The sequence below is a fragment of the Polynucleobacter sp. AP-Jannik-300A-C4 genome (assembly GCF_018688335.1).
In the GTDB taxonomy this organism is placed as follows: domain Bacteria; phylum Pseudomonadota; class Gammaproteobacteria; order Burkholderiales; family Burkholderiaceae; genus Polynucleobacter.
In genome coordinates this window covers 1361070-1376667 of record NZ_CP061316.1, presented here as the reverse complement: position 1 = coordinate 1376667, position 15598 = coordinate 1361070, and the positions used below count along the sequence as shown (strand labels likewise).

Below are 15598 nucleotides of genomic sequence, written 5' to 3'. Positions count from 1 at the left end.
TTTATTGTGCAGAGTTACTTAGTAATTCTGGGTGTTTAACAATGACGCGCCGAGAATCTCTCCCCACTTCTTGCATTGGGATATTTAATTTTTGTAACTCAATGTATTGCTCGGGGACCATTAAGGCATACGCGGTTTGATCTTCCTTCCAGCGCTCGATAAAGGCATCAAAGGTGGGAAGCCACAATTGGGGTTCTTGTTTCACACCAAACTCCAACTCATCCGGAGACTCCACCATGATCATGGTTCTTCCTAAATAGAAGGGCACCGTATGGTCTAGGATTCTTATGGAATAAAAGTTCACTTTCTCTGGAATGCCGGCCTTCACCTTTTCCACCAGGTCAATGCCAGAGACTGCGCGACCGAGAGTTTCATGTCCCGTACCGGCGATGATTGCGCAGAGAAAAAACCCACTAGCAAAACTCGTGATGCTCTTTAATCCATAGCGCTTGCTTTGAATAAATGCTAAGAGGCTAAATGAAATCAATGCAATCAGTGCTGCGATGATCCAATAGACATATTGCGCATAGGATTCAATCTCATCAGGCCGGGCTTGTTTTCCAACCTGATCCAAAAAGAAAAATCCAACTCCACCCAAAATTGCAAAGAAGAGGGTTTGTAACTTCCAAGACAATCCCAGTGAATTGCTAGAGTCTAATTTGCGATCTAAGCAATGCCCAACAAGTATTGCGAGTGCCGGAAAGACTGGGATGATATAGCCAGGTAACTTCGATTGAGAGACGCTAAAGAAGCCCATGATCACGGCAAACCAACAGGTCAGTAACCAGCCGCTGGAGAACTCGCGATTACGCTCTCGCCAAGCTTGAGTAATAGCACCAGGGGTTTGTGCAATCCATGGCAAAAAGCCTAGTAGTAGCAGTGGGATGAAGTAATAAATCGGGCCGGTTCTGCTATGGGCTGTTTGCGTAAAACGTTGCAGGTGCTCATGAATAAAGAAGAACTCCAGAAACTCTGGATTGCGTTGCGCTACCAGAACAAACCAGGGCGCAGTAATTGCTAAAAATACAATGGTGCCGCTAATAATGTGAAGACGCTTCCAGATTTTCCAGTCCCATGCAGTAATGGAATAAACAATAAAAACCATTCCTGGTATAGCTAGTCCAATCACGCCTTTCGATAGGGTTGCTAGAGCCATGAAGGCCCAGCAAGCCCACATCCATCTCCTGGTGCCACTCGAGTTATGAGAAGTTTGTGCCAATAAAAGACTGCAGAGGGCAGTAACTAAAAATGCTGACAATCCCATATCCAGCGAGTTGATGTGGCCACCAATCACCCACATTGGGCTCGATGCTAAAGCGATAGCAGCTAACCAACCTGCTCGTGCGCTATAGATCCGTGCCCCCGTAAATCCAATAAATACAATCGTTAGAAAACCAGTGAGCGCAGTCCATAAGCGCGCCTGCCAATCACCGATGCCAAAAAGATTAAAGGCGGTAGCGGTAGCCCAAATTTGTAATGGGGGTTTTTCAAAATACTTGTAGCCGTTATAGCGAGGAGTAACCCAATCTCCAGTGACAAGCATCTCACGAGCAATCTCGGCGTAACGCCCTTCGTCAGATGGAATGAGATGACGGTAGTTCAAGGTTCCAAACCATAGCAAGGCATACACAAGAACCAGTATCAAAATAGATGCTGGGTTTAGGGTGCTGGATTGCCGCACTTGGCCAAACTGCATTAGATAGGTTCCACAATGAGGGCAAGTAACACCTGGCGACCTTCGCCAACAAGAATGTTGTAAGTTCGACAAGCCGCTTGAGAATCCATAACTTCAAAGCCAAGCTTAGCCTCTATGAGGGTTTTTAAAAGCTCAGGCTTCGGGAAGCGCTGGCGTTTGCCAGTACCAATAATGATTAATTCGGGCTTGAGAGAAGCCATTTTGGCGAAATCAGCAGGACTTAGCTCCTCAAAGGAGCCCACTGACCACTCAAGGATTTCACCATCCGAGCTCAATAAAACCGCGTGACTGTAGGGGATCTTATTGATCTCGATGTAGCCATCGCCGTAACCGGTGATCGTATTGGCTCCGGAATGGGGGTCAGATTGAAGCTTCACATGGACTCTCTGTCATAATTATGAGGATTATAGCTAGCTGTTTTTTCCTAGTTTTCAAGAACTTACCCTTTAATTTATTGTGAAACCGATCCTAAAGTCCGAAAAACTCAATCACGTCTGCTATGACATTCGTGGGCCCGTGCTGGAGCTTGCTCAGCGCATGGAGGAGGAGGGTCACAAAATTATCAAATTAAACATCGGTAATGTAGGTGTTTTTGGCTTTGATCCCCCAGAAGAGATTCAGTTGGACATGATCCGTAATTTGGGTAATGCCTCAGCGTACTCCGATTCCAAGGGAATTTTTGCGGCTCGTAAGGCCATCATGCAGTATTGCCAAGAAAAAGGCATCCAGGGGGTTACTTTGGATGACATTTACACCGGCAATGGCGTTTCAGAATTAATCGTCTTGGCAATGAACGCACTTCTCAATAATGGCGATGAAGTGTTGGTGCCAGCTCCTGACTATCCATTGTGGACAGCTGCTGTGAGTCTGTCTGGTGGTACCCCAGTGCATTACTTGTGTGATGAGTCCAAAGAATGGGCTCCTGATTTGGCGGATTTGCGTAAAAAGATCACGCCGCGCACTAAAGCGATTGTGGTGATTAATCCCAACAATCCAACCGGCGCCATTTACTCAAAAGAAGTATTGACTGAGTTAACCTCCATCGCCCGTGAGCATGGATTGATTCTGTTTGCCGATGAGATTTACGACAAGATGTTGTATGACCAAGAAAAGCATATCTCCTTGGCATCTTTATCTACTGATGTGGTCACCATTACCTTCAATGGTTTATCTAAGAACTACCGCTCTTGCGGCTACCGAGCTGGCTGGATGATAGTTTCTGGTGACAAAGAGATGATCCGCGATTACATCGAGGGTCTCAATATGTTGTCCTCAATGCGATTGTGTGCCAACGTACCGGGCCAGTACGCAATTCAAACGGCATTGGGTGGTTATCAAAGTATCAATGATTTGGTTAATGAGGGTGGTCGCTTAGCAAAGCAGCGTGAGCTTGCTTGGAAGCTCATTACTGAGATCCCAGGCGTGACATGCGTGAAACCAAAGTCTGCTTTGTATTTATTTCCAAAGCTTGATCCTGAGATGTATCCAATCGAGGATGATCAGCAATTTGTTGCCGATCTTTTGAAAGAAGAAAAAGTGTTGTTAGTACAAGGCTCTGGTTTTAACTGGGGCAAGCCAGATCATTTCCGTTTAGTGTTCTTACCTCATGAAGATGTGCTTAATGAGGCGATTGGTCGCCTTGCACGTTTTCTTGAGCGTTATCGTCAAAAACATAGTCGCAAAGCGGCTAATTCAACAGCAACAAAGGCATCATGAAACCGATTCAAGTTGGTCTATTAGGTATTGGCACTGTGGGTGGTGGAGTATTTACTGTTCTCGAGCGTAACCAAGATGAAATTACCCGTCGCGCTGGCCGTGGCATTCGTATTAATACAGTTGCCGATCTCAATGTAGAGCGTGCCAAAGAATTAGTAAAAGATCGCGCTCAAGTAGTGAGTGATGCTCGTGCAGTCATTAATAATCCTGAGATTGATATCGTTGTTGAGTTGATTGGTGGTTACGGTATTGCTAAAGATTTGGTGCTAGAGGCAATCGCAGCTGGCAAGCATGTAGTGACGGCTAACAAGGCCTTGATCGCCGTTCATGGCAATGAAATTTTTCAGGCTGCCCATGAAAAAGGTGTGATGGTTGCATTTGAGGCGGCTGTAGCGGGTGGTATTCCAATCATCAAGGCCTTGCGCGAAGGTTTGACTGCAAACCGTATCGAATGGATCGCTGGCATCATCAATGGCACAACCAATTTCATTCTTTCTGAGATGCGTGACAAAGGTTTAGACTTTGCAACCGTCTTAAAAGAGGCGCAGCGTTTAGGTTACGCAGAGGCCGATCCGACATTTGATATTGAAGGTGTAGACGCTGCACATAAGGCAACCATCATGAGTGCCATTGCATTTGGTATTCCAATGCAATTTGAAAAAGCGCACGTTGAGGGTATTACCAAGTTGGATGCCATCGATATTAAATACGCTGAGCAGTTGGGCTATCGCATCAAGTTACTTGGTATCGCCAAGAAGACATCTAGTGGTGTCGAATTACGTGTTCACCCAACTTTGATTCCGACTAAGCGTTTAATTGCTAACGTAGAAGGCGCTATGAATGCCGTTCAGGTATTCGGCGATGCTGTTGGTACCACGCTGTACTACGGTAAAGGCGCGGGTTCAGAGCCAACTGCTTCTGCTGTGATTGCCGACTTAGTAGATATCACGCGATTATTAGGTGCGAGCCCTGAGAACCGTGTCCCATACCTTGCTTTCCAACCAGATGCAGTGCGCGACATTACTGTATTGCCTATGGGTGAAATCACCACCAGCTACTATTTACGCTTGCGTGTAGCAGATCAGGCCGGCGTTTTAGCTGACATCACAAAAATTTTGGCAGCTCACGGCATCTCGATTGACGCGCTCTTGCAAAAAGAAGCGGACGAGGGTGAAAGCCAAACTGATTTGGTAGCTTTGACTCACGAAACTAAAGAAAAGCACATGCTAGCAGCGATTGCTGAAATCCAGAATCTAAAAACTGTTGCTGGCGAAGTAGTGAAGATCCGCTTAGAAAATCTGTCCTAATATAAATACATGCGTTACCAATCTACTCGTGGCAATAGCCCGCAACAATCTTTTCTAGAAATCCTCCTTGGTGGATTGGCGCCAGATGGTGGTTTGTATCTGCCGACTGAGTATCCGCAAGTCACTAAAGAGCAGCTCGATTCTTGGCGTGGATTGTCTTATGCCGATCTCGCTTATGAAGTCTTGAGTTTGTATTGTGATGACATTCCTGAGGCGGATTTACGCGCTTTATTACGTAAGACCTATACAGAGCAGGTCTATTGCAATGGACGGACTGAAGATAATGCTAAAGACATCACGCCATTACATTGGCTGGGTGAAGAGCAGGGCACACGCATTGGCTTGCTGAGTCTGTCTAACGGACCAACATTGGCATTTAAAGATATGGCGATGCAGTTGCTCGGCAATCTCTTTGAATACGCGCTAAAGAAAAAAGGTCAGAAGCTCAATATTCTGGGCGCGACCTCTGGTGATACCGGCAGTGCGGCTGAATACGCTATGCGTGGTAAAGAAGGTGTGAAGGTTTTTATGCTTTCACCACGCGGAAAGATGAGTGCTTTCCAATCCGCACAAATGTATTCCTTGCAAGATCCAAATATTTTTAACTTGGCGGTTGCCGGTGTTTTCGATGATTGCCAAGATATTGTGAAGGCAGTGAGTAATGATCACAGCTATAAGGCAAGCCGCCAAATTGGTACTGTGAACTCCATTAACTGGGGCCGAGTAGTTGCTCAGGTTGTTTACTATTTTCAAGGTTATTTACTTGCTACAAAATCAAGCTCCGAAAAAGTCTCTTTCACTGTGCCGTCTGGTAACTTTGGCAATATCTGCGCTGGCCACATTGCCCGCATGATGGGCTTGCCAATCGCCCATTTGATCGCTGCTACGAATGAGAATGATGTTCTCGATGAGTTCTTCCGCACTGGCGTGTATCGTGCGCGTAAGTCTGCTGAGACTTTGCATACCTCAAGCCCATCTATGGATATTTCTAAAGCGAGTAACTTTGAGCGCTTTGTATTTGATCTGATGGGCAAAGATGGCCAGGCAACCGCTGGCATGTTTAAGCAAGTGGACGAAGCTGGTGGCTTTGATATTTCTAAAGATACCGTCTTTAAAGATATTGCTAAGTACGGCTTCCAATCCGGCCGCAGTACTCATGAAAACCGCCTTGAGACAATTCGTAATATTGACTCACAGTATGGCGTCATGATTGATACACATACAGCTGATGGCGTGAAGGTTGCGCGTGAGCACTTACAAGCAGGCATTCCGATGATTGTTCTCGAGACTGCTTTACCTATTAAATTTGAAGAAACAATTGAAGTGGCATTGGGGCGTCCTGCAGAATGCCCCCCGGCATTTAAAGATATCAAGTCAAAGCCGCAGCGCGTTGAAAATATCGATGCTGATGTCAATCAAGTGAAAAACTTCATTACTGCTCACCTTAATTAACTCAGAAATCAAGCGCTATGACTAAGCCTCCGATGTTGACTGCTCAGCAGGCTTTAGATCACTTGCTGTCAAATGCAAAAGCTGTAGGTGAGAGTGAGACAGTTGCTATGCAGGCTGCGCTCGGCCGCGTACTTGCTGAAAGTGTTAACAGCTTGGTAGATGTGCCCCCACTCGATAACACCTCCATGGATGGTTATGCGGTGCGTACTGCAGATACCCAAACTCCTGGAAGCACCCTCAAGATTGCGCAACGTATTCCGGCGGGATCTATGGGTACGCAGCTAGAGCCAGGCACTGCTGCCAGAATCTTTACTGGTGCCCCAGTTCCTCCAAGTGCTGACGCGGTTGTCATGCAAGAAGATTGCGCTATTCCAGAGGGTTCAACTGATCAAGTGCAGGTCAATATTGCACCAACATCAGGTCAATGGATCCGCCGAAGAGGTGAGGACCTCACTGCAGGCAAAACGGCTCTCAGCGCAGGCACTTTTCTGCGTCCACAAGAATTGGGTGTTGCAGCGTCTGCTGGCCTAACCCATTTAAATGTGAAGCGTAAGGTCAGGGTGGCTGCATTCTTTACCGGTGATGAGCTTTCTCTTCCAGGTGAACCGCTCAAACCGGGTGGTATCTACAACTCCAATCGCGATACTTTGTTAGCATGCATTAAATCCTTGGGCTGCGATGCCACAGACTTTGGAATCGTTCCCGACAGTCTTGAGGCTACGAAAGAAACGCTGCGCAAGGCTAGCAAAGATCATGATCTGATAATTACTTCTGGTGGCGTATCCGTTGGTGAAGAAGATCACATCAAACCGGCAGTGACTGCTGAAGGTAGATTGGATCTTTGGCAGATTGGCATTAAGCCAGGTAAGCCTTTGGCTTTTGGTGCTGTGTGCAAGTCAACCAAGAACAAAGATGGTGAAACCTGGTTTATTGGACTGCCAGGTAACCCAGTATCTAGTTTTGTGACATTCCTCCTATTTGTACGCCCGTTTATTCTGAAGCTACAAGGACGAGATGCGGGTATGCCACAGTCTTACCCAATGCGAGCTGACTTTGATTGGCTTAAAGGAGATCGTCGCAATGAGTTCCTGCGCGTAAAAATCAATGCGCAGGGTGGTTTAGATCTATTTCCTAACCAAAGCTCTGGTGTGCTCACTAGCGCATCATGGGGTGATGGTTTAGTGGATTGCCCGCCAGGGGCAACATTTAATGCTGGCGATATGGTGAAGTACATCCCCTTTAGCGCTCTGCTTAGCTAAGTTAATCTAATACACAGCAAGCCCGAAGAAATCAGATTACGATCTCTATATGAAACTCGAATTACGATTCTTTGCCTCTCTGCGAGAAGGCCTTGGACTTTCTAGCGAGAGTATTACTGCTCCAGTAGATGTCAAAACTATTGCAGACTTAAGAGCTTATCTTGCTCAACGAGGAAACCCTTGGGCTGAGGTGCTGGCAAGCAGCAGGATAATTCGTTGCGCCTTAAATCAAGAGATGGTGAGTGATTCCACTATGCTTGTGGAGGGTGCTGAAGTAGCTTTCTTCCCTCCGGTTACTGGTGGCTAAGATGCAGAACGATTTCATCCGCATTCAAGAGCAAGACTTTGACCTCGGTACTGAAGTTCAAGCGCTGCGCAAGAATGATCCTCGCGTAGGTGCGGTAGTCACTTTTGTTGGCACCGTCCGAGATATGAATGATGGCAGTCAAGTTAAAGGCATGACGCTCGAGCACTATCCTGGTATGACAGAAAAATCCCTAGAGGAAATCATTCGGCAAGCTAGAGGTCGCTGGGATCTGTATAAGAGCTTAGTCATCCATCGAGTAGGACCATTGTTTCCTGAAGACCAGATTGTTTTAGTAGCCGTCACTAGCGCTCACCGAGGTGAGGCATTTGCTGCCTGTGAGTTCATCATGGACTACCTCAAAACAGCAGCCCCATTTTGGAAAAAAGAAGAGACTCCTGAAGGTGGTAAATGGGTTGATGCCCGCGTCACAGACGATGCTGCAATGGCACGCTGGAATTAATTTAGTCCGCTACCCGTTTTAGCGCCACAGCCAGTTCGAGTCCGCTTAACCAAGCGCCTTCCACTCTGCCGCCATTGAGCCAATCCCCACAAAGTCCTAAGCCAATATCGGGTTGCAATAGGAAGTTCATTGGATTTTGTAGGCTACCGCTTGCATAGCGCCAGCGGTGCATGCTGATTTCTGCATCTTTACAGTTAAACCCAAGACTTGTTAAGCACTTAAGCATCTGGTCTTGGGCATCCTCTTTGCTGATTTCAACATTCTCTTGACTCCAGTTAGGGTTGCCATGAATGGTCCAAAGATTACTTTGACGCATAGGCTTTGATCTATTCTGACAAATCCAGCTTATGATTTCTTGGTTGATAAAGGCAGCATCAAAGTCTCTTGTAAGTTGATGGGGGAGATGCGCCATCATGGTCCAGCATGCCTTCATTTCGGCGGTAGTAGTGATCCTAGAGGCCTTGTCATCAAGATCTTTAATTAAGATGCTCGCCTGAGGGGCGGGTATCGCTAAAACGAGAAACTCATACAGAGTTGGGATATCGCCAATCTCATTGCACTGAAGATGCCACTTGCCAGATTTGCGCTGCATCTGAGAGATTGTTGCTTCATATTGAATTGATAACTCTTCGGCAAGATGCTTTCCTGGTGAGTTCATATTCGGGGTGCCAACATAGCGAATTTCTTCAGAGTTACTGTCCCGCCATACCCCAGCCTCGTAGACCTTGAGTTTGGGTTTCCAGATCGCAGCACTGCCAGTCTTGATCCAATTTTGGACTTCCTGAATAAAACGGGGATCTCTGGCTGTGAAGTACTGGGCACCATGGTCTGCTGACCAATCTGGCGTACGGCGGGTACTCATTCGCCCACTGGGTCCGCGACTCTTTTCATATATGTCTGCAGGTAATCCATGAGATTGAAGCTCACGCGCACAGGAGAGACCCGCGATACCTGCACCAATAATTGCTACCCTTTTGATTGCTTGACTGCCATTCATAATCTTGTAATTATTTTTCGAAAGGTGAGATTGATTCTTGGGCTAGTAACAGTCTTTGTCTTGAGAAGACTGTGTTGCCAATACTCTTGAATAGGTGGATGCATGATGAGCAGACTGCCATGCTCAAGAAATACCGATACCGTTTTTTTATCTAGCTTGTGGCGGAATGCAAATTTACGCCGTGCACCCAAGCTAATTGAAGCAATAGGGCTTGTAGCATCTAACTCTTTCTCGTCGTCACTATGCCAACCCATCCCTTCATCACCATTGTGATACAGATTGAGTAAGCAAGAATTGTAGGTATGGCCGGTCGTGCGTTCAAGTTGATGCTTCATGTGAAGCAATTCCTTTGTCCAGACCTGTGGTTCCTTCTGCATACCTGAATAGGTATACCGGCAATCGGGATCGCCCACCCAAGCCACTTTTCGCGTGGTTGTGATTAGTTTTCCAAACATCTTGATCTCATCTGCTGACCAGGAAACTGAGCTTAGCAAGTTTGTATAAAGATGATCGGATTCATCCGAAGCATAAAAATGATGGAAATATTCAGCTCGCCCATTCTTCTCCAAAAGGCAGATTGGATCAGACGAATTAAGACGGTCGAATAAAACGTTTTGCATGCTCAGTAAATCTAGATGTTCTGTGTACGCGATTTGAATAAAAACTCTAGAATAGACTTCATTATGAATGGATTAGAACTAAGGGGTTGATTGTGAAAGCGCCAGATAAACGTTGCTGTGGTTCAGGGGTTTGCATCATTAATGAAGCTGGTGAGTGTTGGTGTGGTCAAGTTTGGGATGGCGAGAAAATGAGCGCGCCACCCCTCATCTCCGCCAAAACCCAAAGCAGCGATCCAGACCTGAGTCTGAGTAAAACTAAGTCCGAATCGCAGGACCCTCTTTGATACAGGCTTTACTAGCTGATTGTTCTGCTGATCTTAACCAACTGGGGCGACCCCCACTTTGATTCAGCTCTTTTATTTGATCTGAACTGAGATTGGTAATGACTCGGCGCGTAGTGCAATCGCAGTACTCGCTAAATGAATCTGCTGAAATATCTTTCAACTTTGCATGTACTTGAGCTTGCTGTTTTGCACACGACTCTTTGTAGCTCTTGGCAAACTTCTCTGCATTTGACTCTTGAGCATGGACACTTGCGGTAATCCCTGCAAATAGGCTGATAAGAATGAGTGTTTTCATTAGTTTCATTATGTTTTCGCTAGTAGAAAGATAAAAATACACAGCTGCGTGAGATTGATAGCAACGCTTAGTCCGTGCAAAAGATGGAATTGCTTATTTTTGCCTTCATCTTTTGCAGTATTGATTTTTCCTGTTAGAAAAAATAGAGTGAAAGCAAATAACGCGGCACATGCTATTAGGTAAGGTCTGTTAGTAAAATCCGGTTCAGTGAATATACATACCAAAGTGACGAGCCCTAAGCTGGCATAGTATTTTGGGAAGAAGTTCCTGATATATTTACTAGACCACTCCACAGGGAGTACCTTAAATACAGTAGGTGCGACTACAACAGTAAAAAACAGCATGATTCCTACCATGCCAGAAATAAGATAATTTGTGATCATGCTTGCCTTTTCATTTAGGTGATCCGTAGACTCTGCGAAGGGAATGAGCAGCTACGCCATCTTTCAGCGCCTCTCTGACTGGAATTGCCATCAGCCGAATAGCCGAACTCATTGCCAGTCGTTCAATTCGCCTAGGAATAGGGCGACCAATGATGGGGTAAACCCAATCAGGTAGATTCAGAAAGCCTGCGCGACTAATCATTTTGACAAAAGGCTTAGAACTGAGATTGCTTGGGAAATGATCTAGTAGTGCGATGATGGTCTTAGCTCTATCCCCATAGTGAAGCTGGGGAATGTACTGTTTAATGGCTTGCTCTGTAGCTAGGTAGGTATCAGGTAAATGAGTGGCACCTAATTTTTCGCCGAGTATTTTCATTTCTGCGAAATACTGATCTTTCTGTTGACTTCGAAGAACTTCGCTTCGGTATGACTCATAGGAACGCATAAAGCTACGAGTTTCTGTTAGGTGTACCCATGCAAGCAAATTGGGGTCATTGGCTCTATAAGGTTCGTTAAATTCATCAAAACCAGTGACTTTCTGGTGAATTTGATTAACCCGACTAATAGCATTAGCAGCCATTTCTTGAGAGCCATAGGTGGTTGCGGCAATGAAGAATGCCGTTCTTCCTAATCTTCCTTTGAGATCTTCCCTGAAGCTAGAGTGGTCCCATACTCCAGCAAGTGCCTTGGGGTGAAGGGCTTGAAGCACCAGGGAGCTGATACCACCAATCATCATCGAAATAAAATCGGCGTGGACTTTCCAGGCTATTGATTCAGGACCGAATAGACCCCTATCGCCAGGCGGCTCTAAAAATGCAACGGGGGGACCGCCACCGCCGACCATTTCTCGAATTGAGCGACGGATGAGCTCATCAATCATATCGTTAATGAATCACGATATTACGTAAGCCATCATCCTCAATAATTTCGGAGATTAAGTCCAGTCGGATTCTAGGGTTACTTTGAGCAAGTAAATGGTTCTTCTGTGCTGGAGGGAGCGGCAAGAGTTCAGCCAATCGATTGGCAACCCATCCACAATCATCTAAGTTTGCTGGCATTTTGAATGCATCATCTCCCAGCAGATCTTCACTTCTGATGACAGAAATAATTTCTTGAAGTAGTGCAGCTACCTTTTCATGCTCTTTAGGCAGGGGCATTTCAGGATCTGGGTCTATGAGCTCAACTTCACCCATCCATAAGCCATCAGCCTCTTGTTTTACGGAGATTAACTTAAAGCGTTGCGTCCCATAGGACTTAGTCATGTAGAGGGCAGGCTGCACTGCGTCAAATTCTTCTAATTTCGCTAAGGTGCCAACGTTTGAAAAGTGGGCTCCTGCATTAGCATCCGCTTCACTGGGGTTGCTATCAAGAATGCTGACGACGCCGAAAGAAGCATCTTCTCGCAGGCAACGCTTCATCATGTCTAAATAACGCGTCTCAAATATTTTGAGGGCAATAATACCGCCTGGAAATAAGGTAGTTCCCAGCGGGAAAAGTGGAATCCAGAAAGCATTTGGTGAAGACTTATTCATGCTTTGAATTTAAAGGATTTCAAATAAGTTTGCTGAGTGCTTAAAAAGGCGTCACTCTCAGCAGTAATTCCGGATTTCAGCTAAATTGTCGTAATTCAGAGGAGAATCAACATGATGCAAAAATTACGGGTTAAGCTTGCGCGATGGATTCTTGGTAAACATTGTCCTTGCTATCAAATGGGTTATCACACGATGGTTGATTTTCAGCAGCGCAGTGCTGACCAGCTTGAGAAAGCTAAAAAAGTTAAAGCAGCCAACAGCTAAACCACACCCTATATCAGTATGAAAACTTGGAAAATGCGGCGCAATTGTGCATTGACGCCAGTACAGCTTCTCAAGTTTTACATCGCTCTGGTCGTTCTTTCTTTAACTGTAGCCACAGGTTTTTTATTGGCTGGAGTAAAAATAATCCTGATTTTTACTGCAATTGAGTTGACCGCTGTCACAGCCGGTTTTTTAATTTACTGCCGACATGCCTTGGATTATGAAGAGATTGAGATCAATGGCACACGTCTCATTGTGAGGAAATTTATTGCTTACAAAGAGACTGTTCTGGAATTTAATACCCGCTGGGCCAGGCTATCTCAGCCAGAAGAGCACGCAAAAGTATTTTCGATTTCTCAAACAGGGCAGAGCGTCGAGCTCGGCCAGTTTCTTAGACCTGAGCAATTTAAAAATCTCCTGGCTGAGCTGAGGCCTTACTTAGGTTAACGACAACCATGGTTTCGAAAGGGTTAAAGCTTTGCCCCTGCAAAAATACCTATTCAACTTGATACTTACTGAAATTCAACATATCTGCCAAATTCATCATGAACGTTAATACAGCTGTCAAAGCCGCCCTAAATACCTTAGTGGACATAGCTTCCCACTCCAATGAGCTGCAGCCCGTTACTGGATTGGAATTGGCGCAACGTCAAAAATTGTCCGTAAGCAGAATAGAGCTTTTACTCAGTGCGTTACGGGCAGCGGGAATTGTCAAAGGGACCAAAGGTCGAAATGGGGGTTACACGCTCCTGCAGGACCCAAGAATGGTCACTATCAAAGATGTAGTGTTAGCCATGAATTACATTAAGAAACGTAAGGTTGAGGCTTGCGATATCGCGAGTGAGTTGTATCAATCCCTGGAGACTTATATGCTCAGCTGCATGGCGAATGTGAGCCTTTCTGATGCCATCAAGGATTATGTGCCACGATTTAGCGAGGCTAAAACTGCCCCAGAGCGCCAAACTTTTTCATATCCAGAACCCAAAGTGAATAAACCAACTAAGGGTGAGGTACAGAGGGTAATTAAAGCGCCTTTTAAGAAGGTGGAGGATGTTCCATTGGGACCAAACTCTATTTTTAGTTTTGGCGACTATCTACACAAAGCAGGATAAAAATAACGCCCTATATGATTAAGCCCTTGAGTTGGAATTTAGCTGGAAAAATACTTGCTTCGATTCTGATGTCAGTAGCACCATGGGTAGTATCTGTGGCTGCGGATACAGCTCCGGCAAAATCGGATCCTGCCTGGTTAACCGATGCAAGAGCTAGTATTAAGTCTAATAACTATGATCAAGCATTAAAGCAGCTACAGTCAGCTGATGAGGTAAATTCTGCGGACTGGAATAATCTTATGGGCTACAGTCTGCGAAAAAAGCAGCCGCCGGATTTAGCTGCCTCTGAGAAGTATTACCAAGCAGCCCTGAAGATTGATCCGAGCCACAGATCAGCCATGGAGTACTACGGTGAGCTGCTCTTGATGAAGCAGGATCTACCTGGGGCAGAGGCTATGTTGGCTAGACTGGATAAGGCTTGTCTGTTTGGTTGTGAAGAGTACAGTGACCTCAAAGCGAGTATTGCCAAGTATCAAGGTAAAAAGTAATTCCTCATCCCTCATGTCATTCAGTGAGCATGAATACCCTCCATTAGCCTTTGTTGATATTGAAACAACGGGATCCCATTTTGAGCGTGACCGCATTACGGAAGTAGGAATTAAATCCCTAGTGGATGATCGTGTGGAGATCTGGGAGAGCCTCATTAATCCGCAGACATTTATTCCGCAAAACATCCAAAGCCTGACTGGCATCCGTCCACAAATGGTAAGCAATCAACCGCCTTTTGAGGGGCTCGCAACAGAAATTGCGCGAGAGCTAGAGGGTAAGATTTTTGTAGCCCATAACGCCCGTTTTGACTATGGTTTTTTGAAGGCGTCTTTTAAGCGAGTGGGCATCGACTTCAAACCCAAAGTGCTTTGCACTGTGAAGCTCTCTCGATTGTTATTCCCTGATCAAGCCAGGCATAACCTCGACACTATCATCAGTGCGCATGATCTCAAGATTAGCTCGCGGCATCGTGCATTAGGTGACGCCGATTTACTGCTTCAATTTTGGCGAGTATGTGAAGCAAAGCTAGGGCGTGAAGCACTGCTGAAAGCGGTCAATCAACTGATTGGTAACGCGAGCCTACCGCCCAATATTGATAAAGCCTTGGTGGACTCGATTCCAGAGGGGCCCGGTTGCTATATTTTTTATGGCGAGAACAGAGTTCCCCTGTATATCGGCAAAAGTATTTCTTTGCGTAGCAGGGTGATGGGGCATTTTCAGGGTACTTTGACTCAGCGCAAGGAAATGAAACTCTCGATGCAGATTAGGGATATCGATTGGATTGAGACAAGTGGAGAATTAGGTGCTTTAATTTTGGAGTCTAGGCTTATTAAAGAGCGGATGCCTAGTTTGAATATTAAATTGCGCCGCTCCAAAGATTTATGTGCCTGGCAATTAGATTCTGATGAGCAGGGTGTCCTGACTCCTCGCCTAGTGGGTCATCGCGAGCTCAATCCTGGAGTTCAGGAAAATCTCTATGGCATGTTCTACAGTAAGCGAGAGGCTAACTCCTACCTCAAGGCGATTGCGAAAAAGTATCGTCTCTGTGAAGCGCTACTCGGCTTGGAAAAACGCATTGAGGCTAAACCTTGCTTTGGTTACCAAGTCAAGCAATGTGGTGGAGCTTGTATTGGAGAATCATCAATCGAGATCCATAATTTACAGCTCAAAACTGCCCTAGAGTTGTTTCAGGTTCAGGTTTGGCCTTATCCAGGACCTATTGCAATCCAAGAGGCTGGTCACATGCATGTAGTTGATCGCTGGCGTTATCTAGGAACAGCGATCAATGAGGAAGAGCTTTATGAATTGGCTGACTCAGGAGAGTCTGAATTTGATCTGGATATTTATAAGATCTTGAAAAAAGCTCTAGCAGGAAGCTTTAAGAGCCAAGTAGTGCCTTTAAGGCTTAGGGATCCTGCTTAAACC

The 15598-nt window shown here is 45.7% G+C and carries 20 protein-coding genes; 12 read left to right on the top strand and 8 right to left on the bottom strand.

Going from position 1 to position 15598, the window contains the following annotated elements:
* Window position 1: 1 nt before the first annotated feature.
* Complete coding sequence (locus FD975_RS07230) at window positions 2–1696, bottom strand: glycosyltransferase family 39 protein (protein ID WP_215301446.1); 1695 nt, start codon at window positions 1694–1696, stop codon at window positions 2–4.
* Entirely contained in the window at window positions 1696–2073 is a 378-nt protein-coding gene (locus tag FD975_RS07225; protein WP_215301444.1) for an Mth938-like domain-containing protein, read from the bottom strand. Before FD975_RS07225 ends, FD975_RS07230 begins: the two co-directional genes overlap by 1 nt.
* Window positions 2074–2152: 79 nt before the next feature.
* Between FD975_RS07225 and FD975_RS07220 the strand changes: the two genes are divergently transcribed.
* From FD975_RS07220 to moaE, 6 genes are read left to right on the top strand one after another with little or no spacing between them, the layout of a single operon-like run.
* A complete protein-coding gene (locus tag FD975_RS07220; RefSeq protein WP_215301442.1) occupies window positions 2153–3412 on the top strand; it encodes a pyridoxal phosphate-dependent aminotransferase in 1260 nt (419 codons plus the stop codon).
* On the top strand, window positions 3409–4719 hold the full coding sequence (locus FD975_RS07215) for a homoserine dehydrogenase (RefSeq protein ID WP_215301440.1): 1311 nt from the start codon (window positions 3409–3411) through the stop codon (window positions 4717–4719). Before FD975_RS07220 ends, FD975_RS07215 begins: the two co-directional genes overlap by 4 nt.
* 9 nt (window positions 4720–4728) lie before the next feature.
* The gene (thrC, locus tag FD975_RS07210) at window positions 4729–6171 is read left to right on the top strand and encodes a threonine synthase (protein ID WP_215301438.1); all 1443 of its coding nucleotides are present in this window, start codon (window positions 4729–4731) and stop codon (window positions 6169–6171) included.
* A gap of 17 nt (window positions 6172–6188) precedes the next feature.
* Window positions 6189–7430: a gephyrin-like molybdotransferase Glp gene (gene glp, locus FD975_RS07205; RefSeq protein ID WP_251371174.1), complete on the top strand. Its 1242-nt coding sequence runs from the start codon at window positions 6189–6191 to the stop codon at window positions 7428–7430.
* A 49-nt stretch (window positions 7431–7479) separates the two neighbouring features.
* A complete protein-coding gene (gene moaD / locus FD975_RS07200; RefSeq protein WP_215301436.1) occupies window positions 7480–7737 on the top strand; it encodes a molybdopterin converting factor subunit 1 in 258 nt (85 codons plus the stop codon).
* A gap of 1 nt (window position 7738) precedes the next feature.
* The gene (moaE, locus tag FD975_RS07195) at window positions 7739–8197 is read left to right on the top strand and encodes a molybdopterin synthase catalytic subunit MoaE (RefSeq protein WP_215301435.1); all 459 of its coding nucleotides are present in this window, start codon (window positions 7739–7741) and stop codon (window positions 8195–8197) included.
* Window position 8198: 1 nt separating this feature from the next.
* On the opposite strand, the gene FD975_RS07190 is transcribed toward moaE, so the two are convergent.
* Window positions 8199–9194 carry an NAD(P)/FAD-dependent oxidoreductase gene (locus FD975_RS07190; protein WP_215301433.1) on the bottom strand — a complete coding sequence of 332 codons (996 nt, stop codon included), beginning with the start codon at window positions 9192–9194 and terminating at the stop codon, window positions 8199–8201.
* The gene (locus tag FD975_RS07185; protein ID WP_215301431.1) at window positions 9191–9814 is read right to left on the bottom strand and encodes an alpha-ketoglutarate-dependent dioxygenase AlkB; all 624 of its coding nucleotides are present in this window, start codon (window positions 9812–9814) and stop codon (window positions 9191–9193) included. Before FD975_RS07185 ends, FD975_RS07190 begins: the two co-directional genes overlap by 4 nt.
* Window positions 9815–9906: 92 nt before the next feature.
* Here FD975_RS07185 and FD975_RS07180 point away from each other — a divergent pair, with 92 nt between their 5' ends.
* Window positions 9907–10098 (top strand): hypothetical protein, encoded by a 192-nt coding sequence (locus FD975_RS07180; protein WP_215301429.1) that lies wholly within the window; start codon window positions 9907–9909, stop codon window positions 10096–10098.
* Here the strand turns inward: FD975_RS07180 and FD975_RS07175 are convergent.
* The 4 genes from FD975_RS07175 to FD975_RS07160 are packed head-to-tail and all read right to left on the bottom strand — an operon-like array spanning window position 10070 to window position 12308.
* Entirely contained in the window at window positions 10070–10393 is a 324-nt protein-coding gene (locus FD975_RS07175; RefSeq protein WP_215301428.1) for a hypothetical protein, read from the bottom strand. The genes FD975_RS07180 and FD975_RS07175 overlap by 29 nt on opposite strands.
* A gap of 8 nt (window positions 10394–10401) precedes the next feature.
* Window positions 10402–10749, bottom strand: a complete 348-nt coding sequence (locus FD975_RS07170) for a DUF4149 domain-containing protein (RefSeq protein WP_256443846.1) — start codon at window positions 10747–10749, stop codon at window positions 10402–10404.
* Window positions 10750–10786: 37 nt separating this feature from the next.
* The gene (locus FD975_RS07165; protein ID WP_215301424.1) at window positions 10787–11656 is read right to left on the bottom strand and encodes an oxygenase MpaB family protein; all 870 of its coding nucleotides are present in this window, start codon (window positions 11654–11656) and stop codon (window positions 10787–10789) included.
* Window positions 11657–11660: 4 nt separating this feature from the next.
* On the bottom strand, window positions 11661–12308 hold the full coding sequence (locus FD975_RS07160; protein WP_215301422.1) for an LON peptidase substrate-binding domain-containing protein: 648 nt from the start codon (window positions 12306–12308) through the stop codon (window positions 11661–11663).
* A 111-nt stretch (window positions 12309–12419) separates the two neighbouring features.
* Between FD975_RS07160 and FD975_RS07155 the strand changes: the two genes are divergently transcribed.
* From FD975_RS07155 to FD975_RS07135, 5 genes are all read left to right on the top strand, one after another.
* Entirely contained in the window at window positions 12420–12572 is a 153-nt protein-coding gene (locus FD975_RS07155; protein WP_215301420.1) for a hypothetical protein, read from the top strand.
* Window positions 12573–12590: 18 nt separating this feature from the next.
* Window positions 12591–13019: a DUF2244 domain-containing protein gene (locus FD975_RS07150; RefSeq protein ID WP_215301418.1), complete on the top strand. Its 429-nt coding sequence runs from the start codon at window positions 12591–12593 to the stop codon at window positions 13017–13019.
* Window positions 13020–13117: 98 nt separating this feature from the next.
* A complete protein-coding gene (locus FD975_RS07145) occupies window positions 13118–13684 on the top strand; it encodes an Rrf2 family transcriptional regulator (protein WP_215301416.1) in 567 nt (188 codons plus the stop codon).
* A 14-nt stretch (window positions 13685–13698) separates the two neighbouring features.
* The gene (locus FD975_RS07140; RefSeq protein ID WP_251371173.1) at window positions 13699–14172 is read left to right on the top strand and encodes a tetratricopeptide repeat protein; all 474 of its coding nucleotides are present in this window, start codon (window positions 13699–13701) and stop codon (window positions 14170–14172) included.
* Window positions 14129–15595 (top strand): exonuclease domain-containing protein, encoded by a 1467-nt coding sequence (locus tag FD975_RS07135; protein ID WP_251371172.1) that lies wholly within the window; start codon window positions 14129–14131, stop codon window positions 15593–15595. The genes FD975_RS07140 and FD975_RS07135 overlap by 44 nt, the downstream gene beginning before the upstream one ends.
* The last annotated feature ends 3 nt before the right edge of the window (window positions 15596–15598 follow it).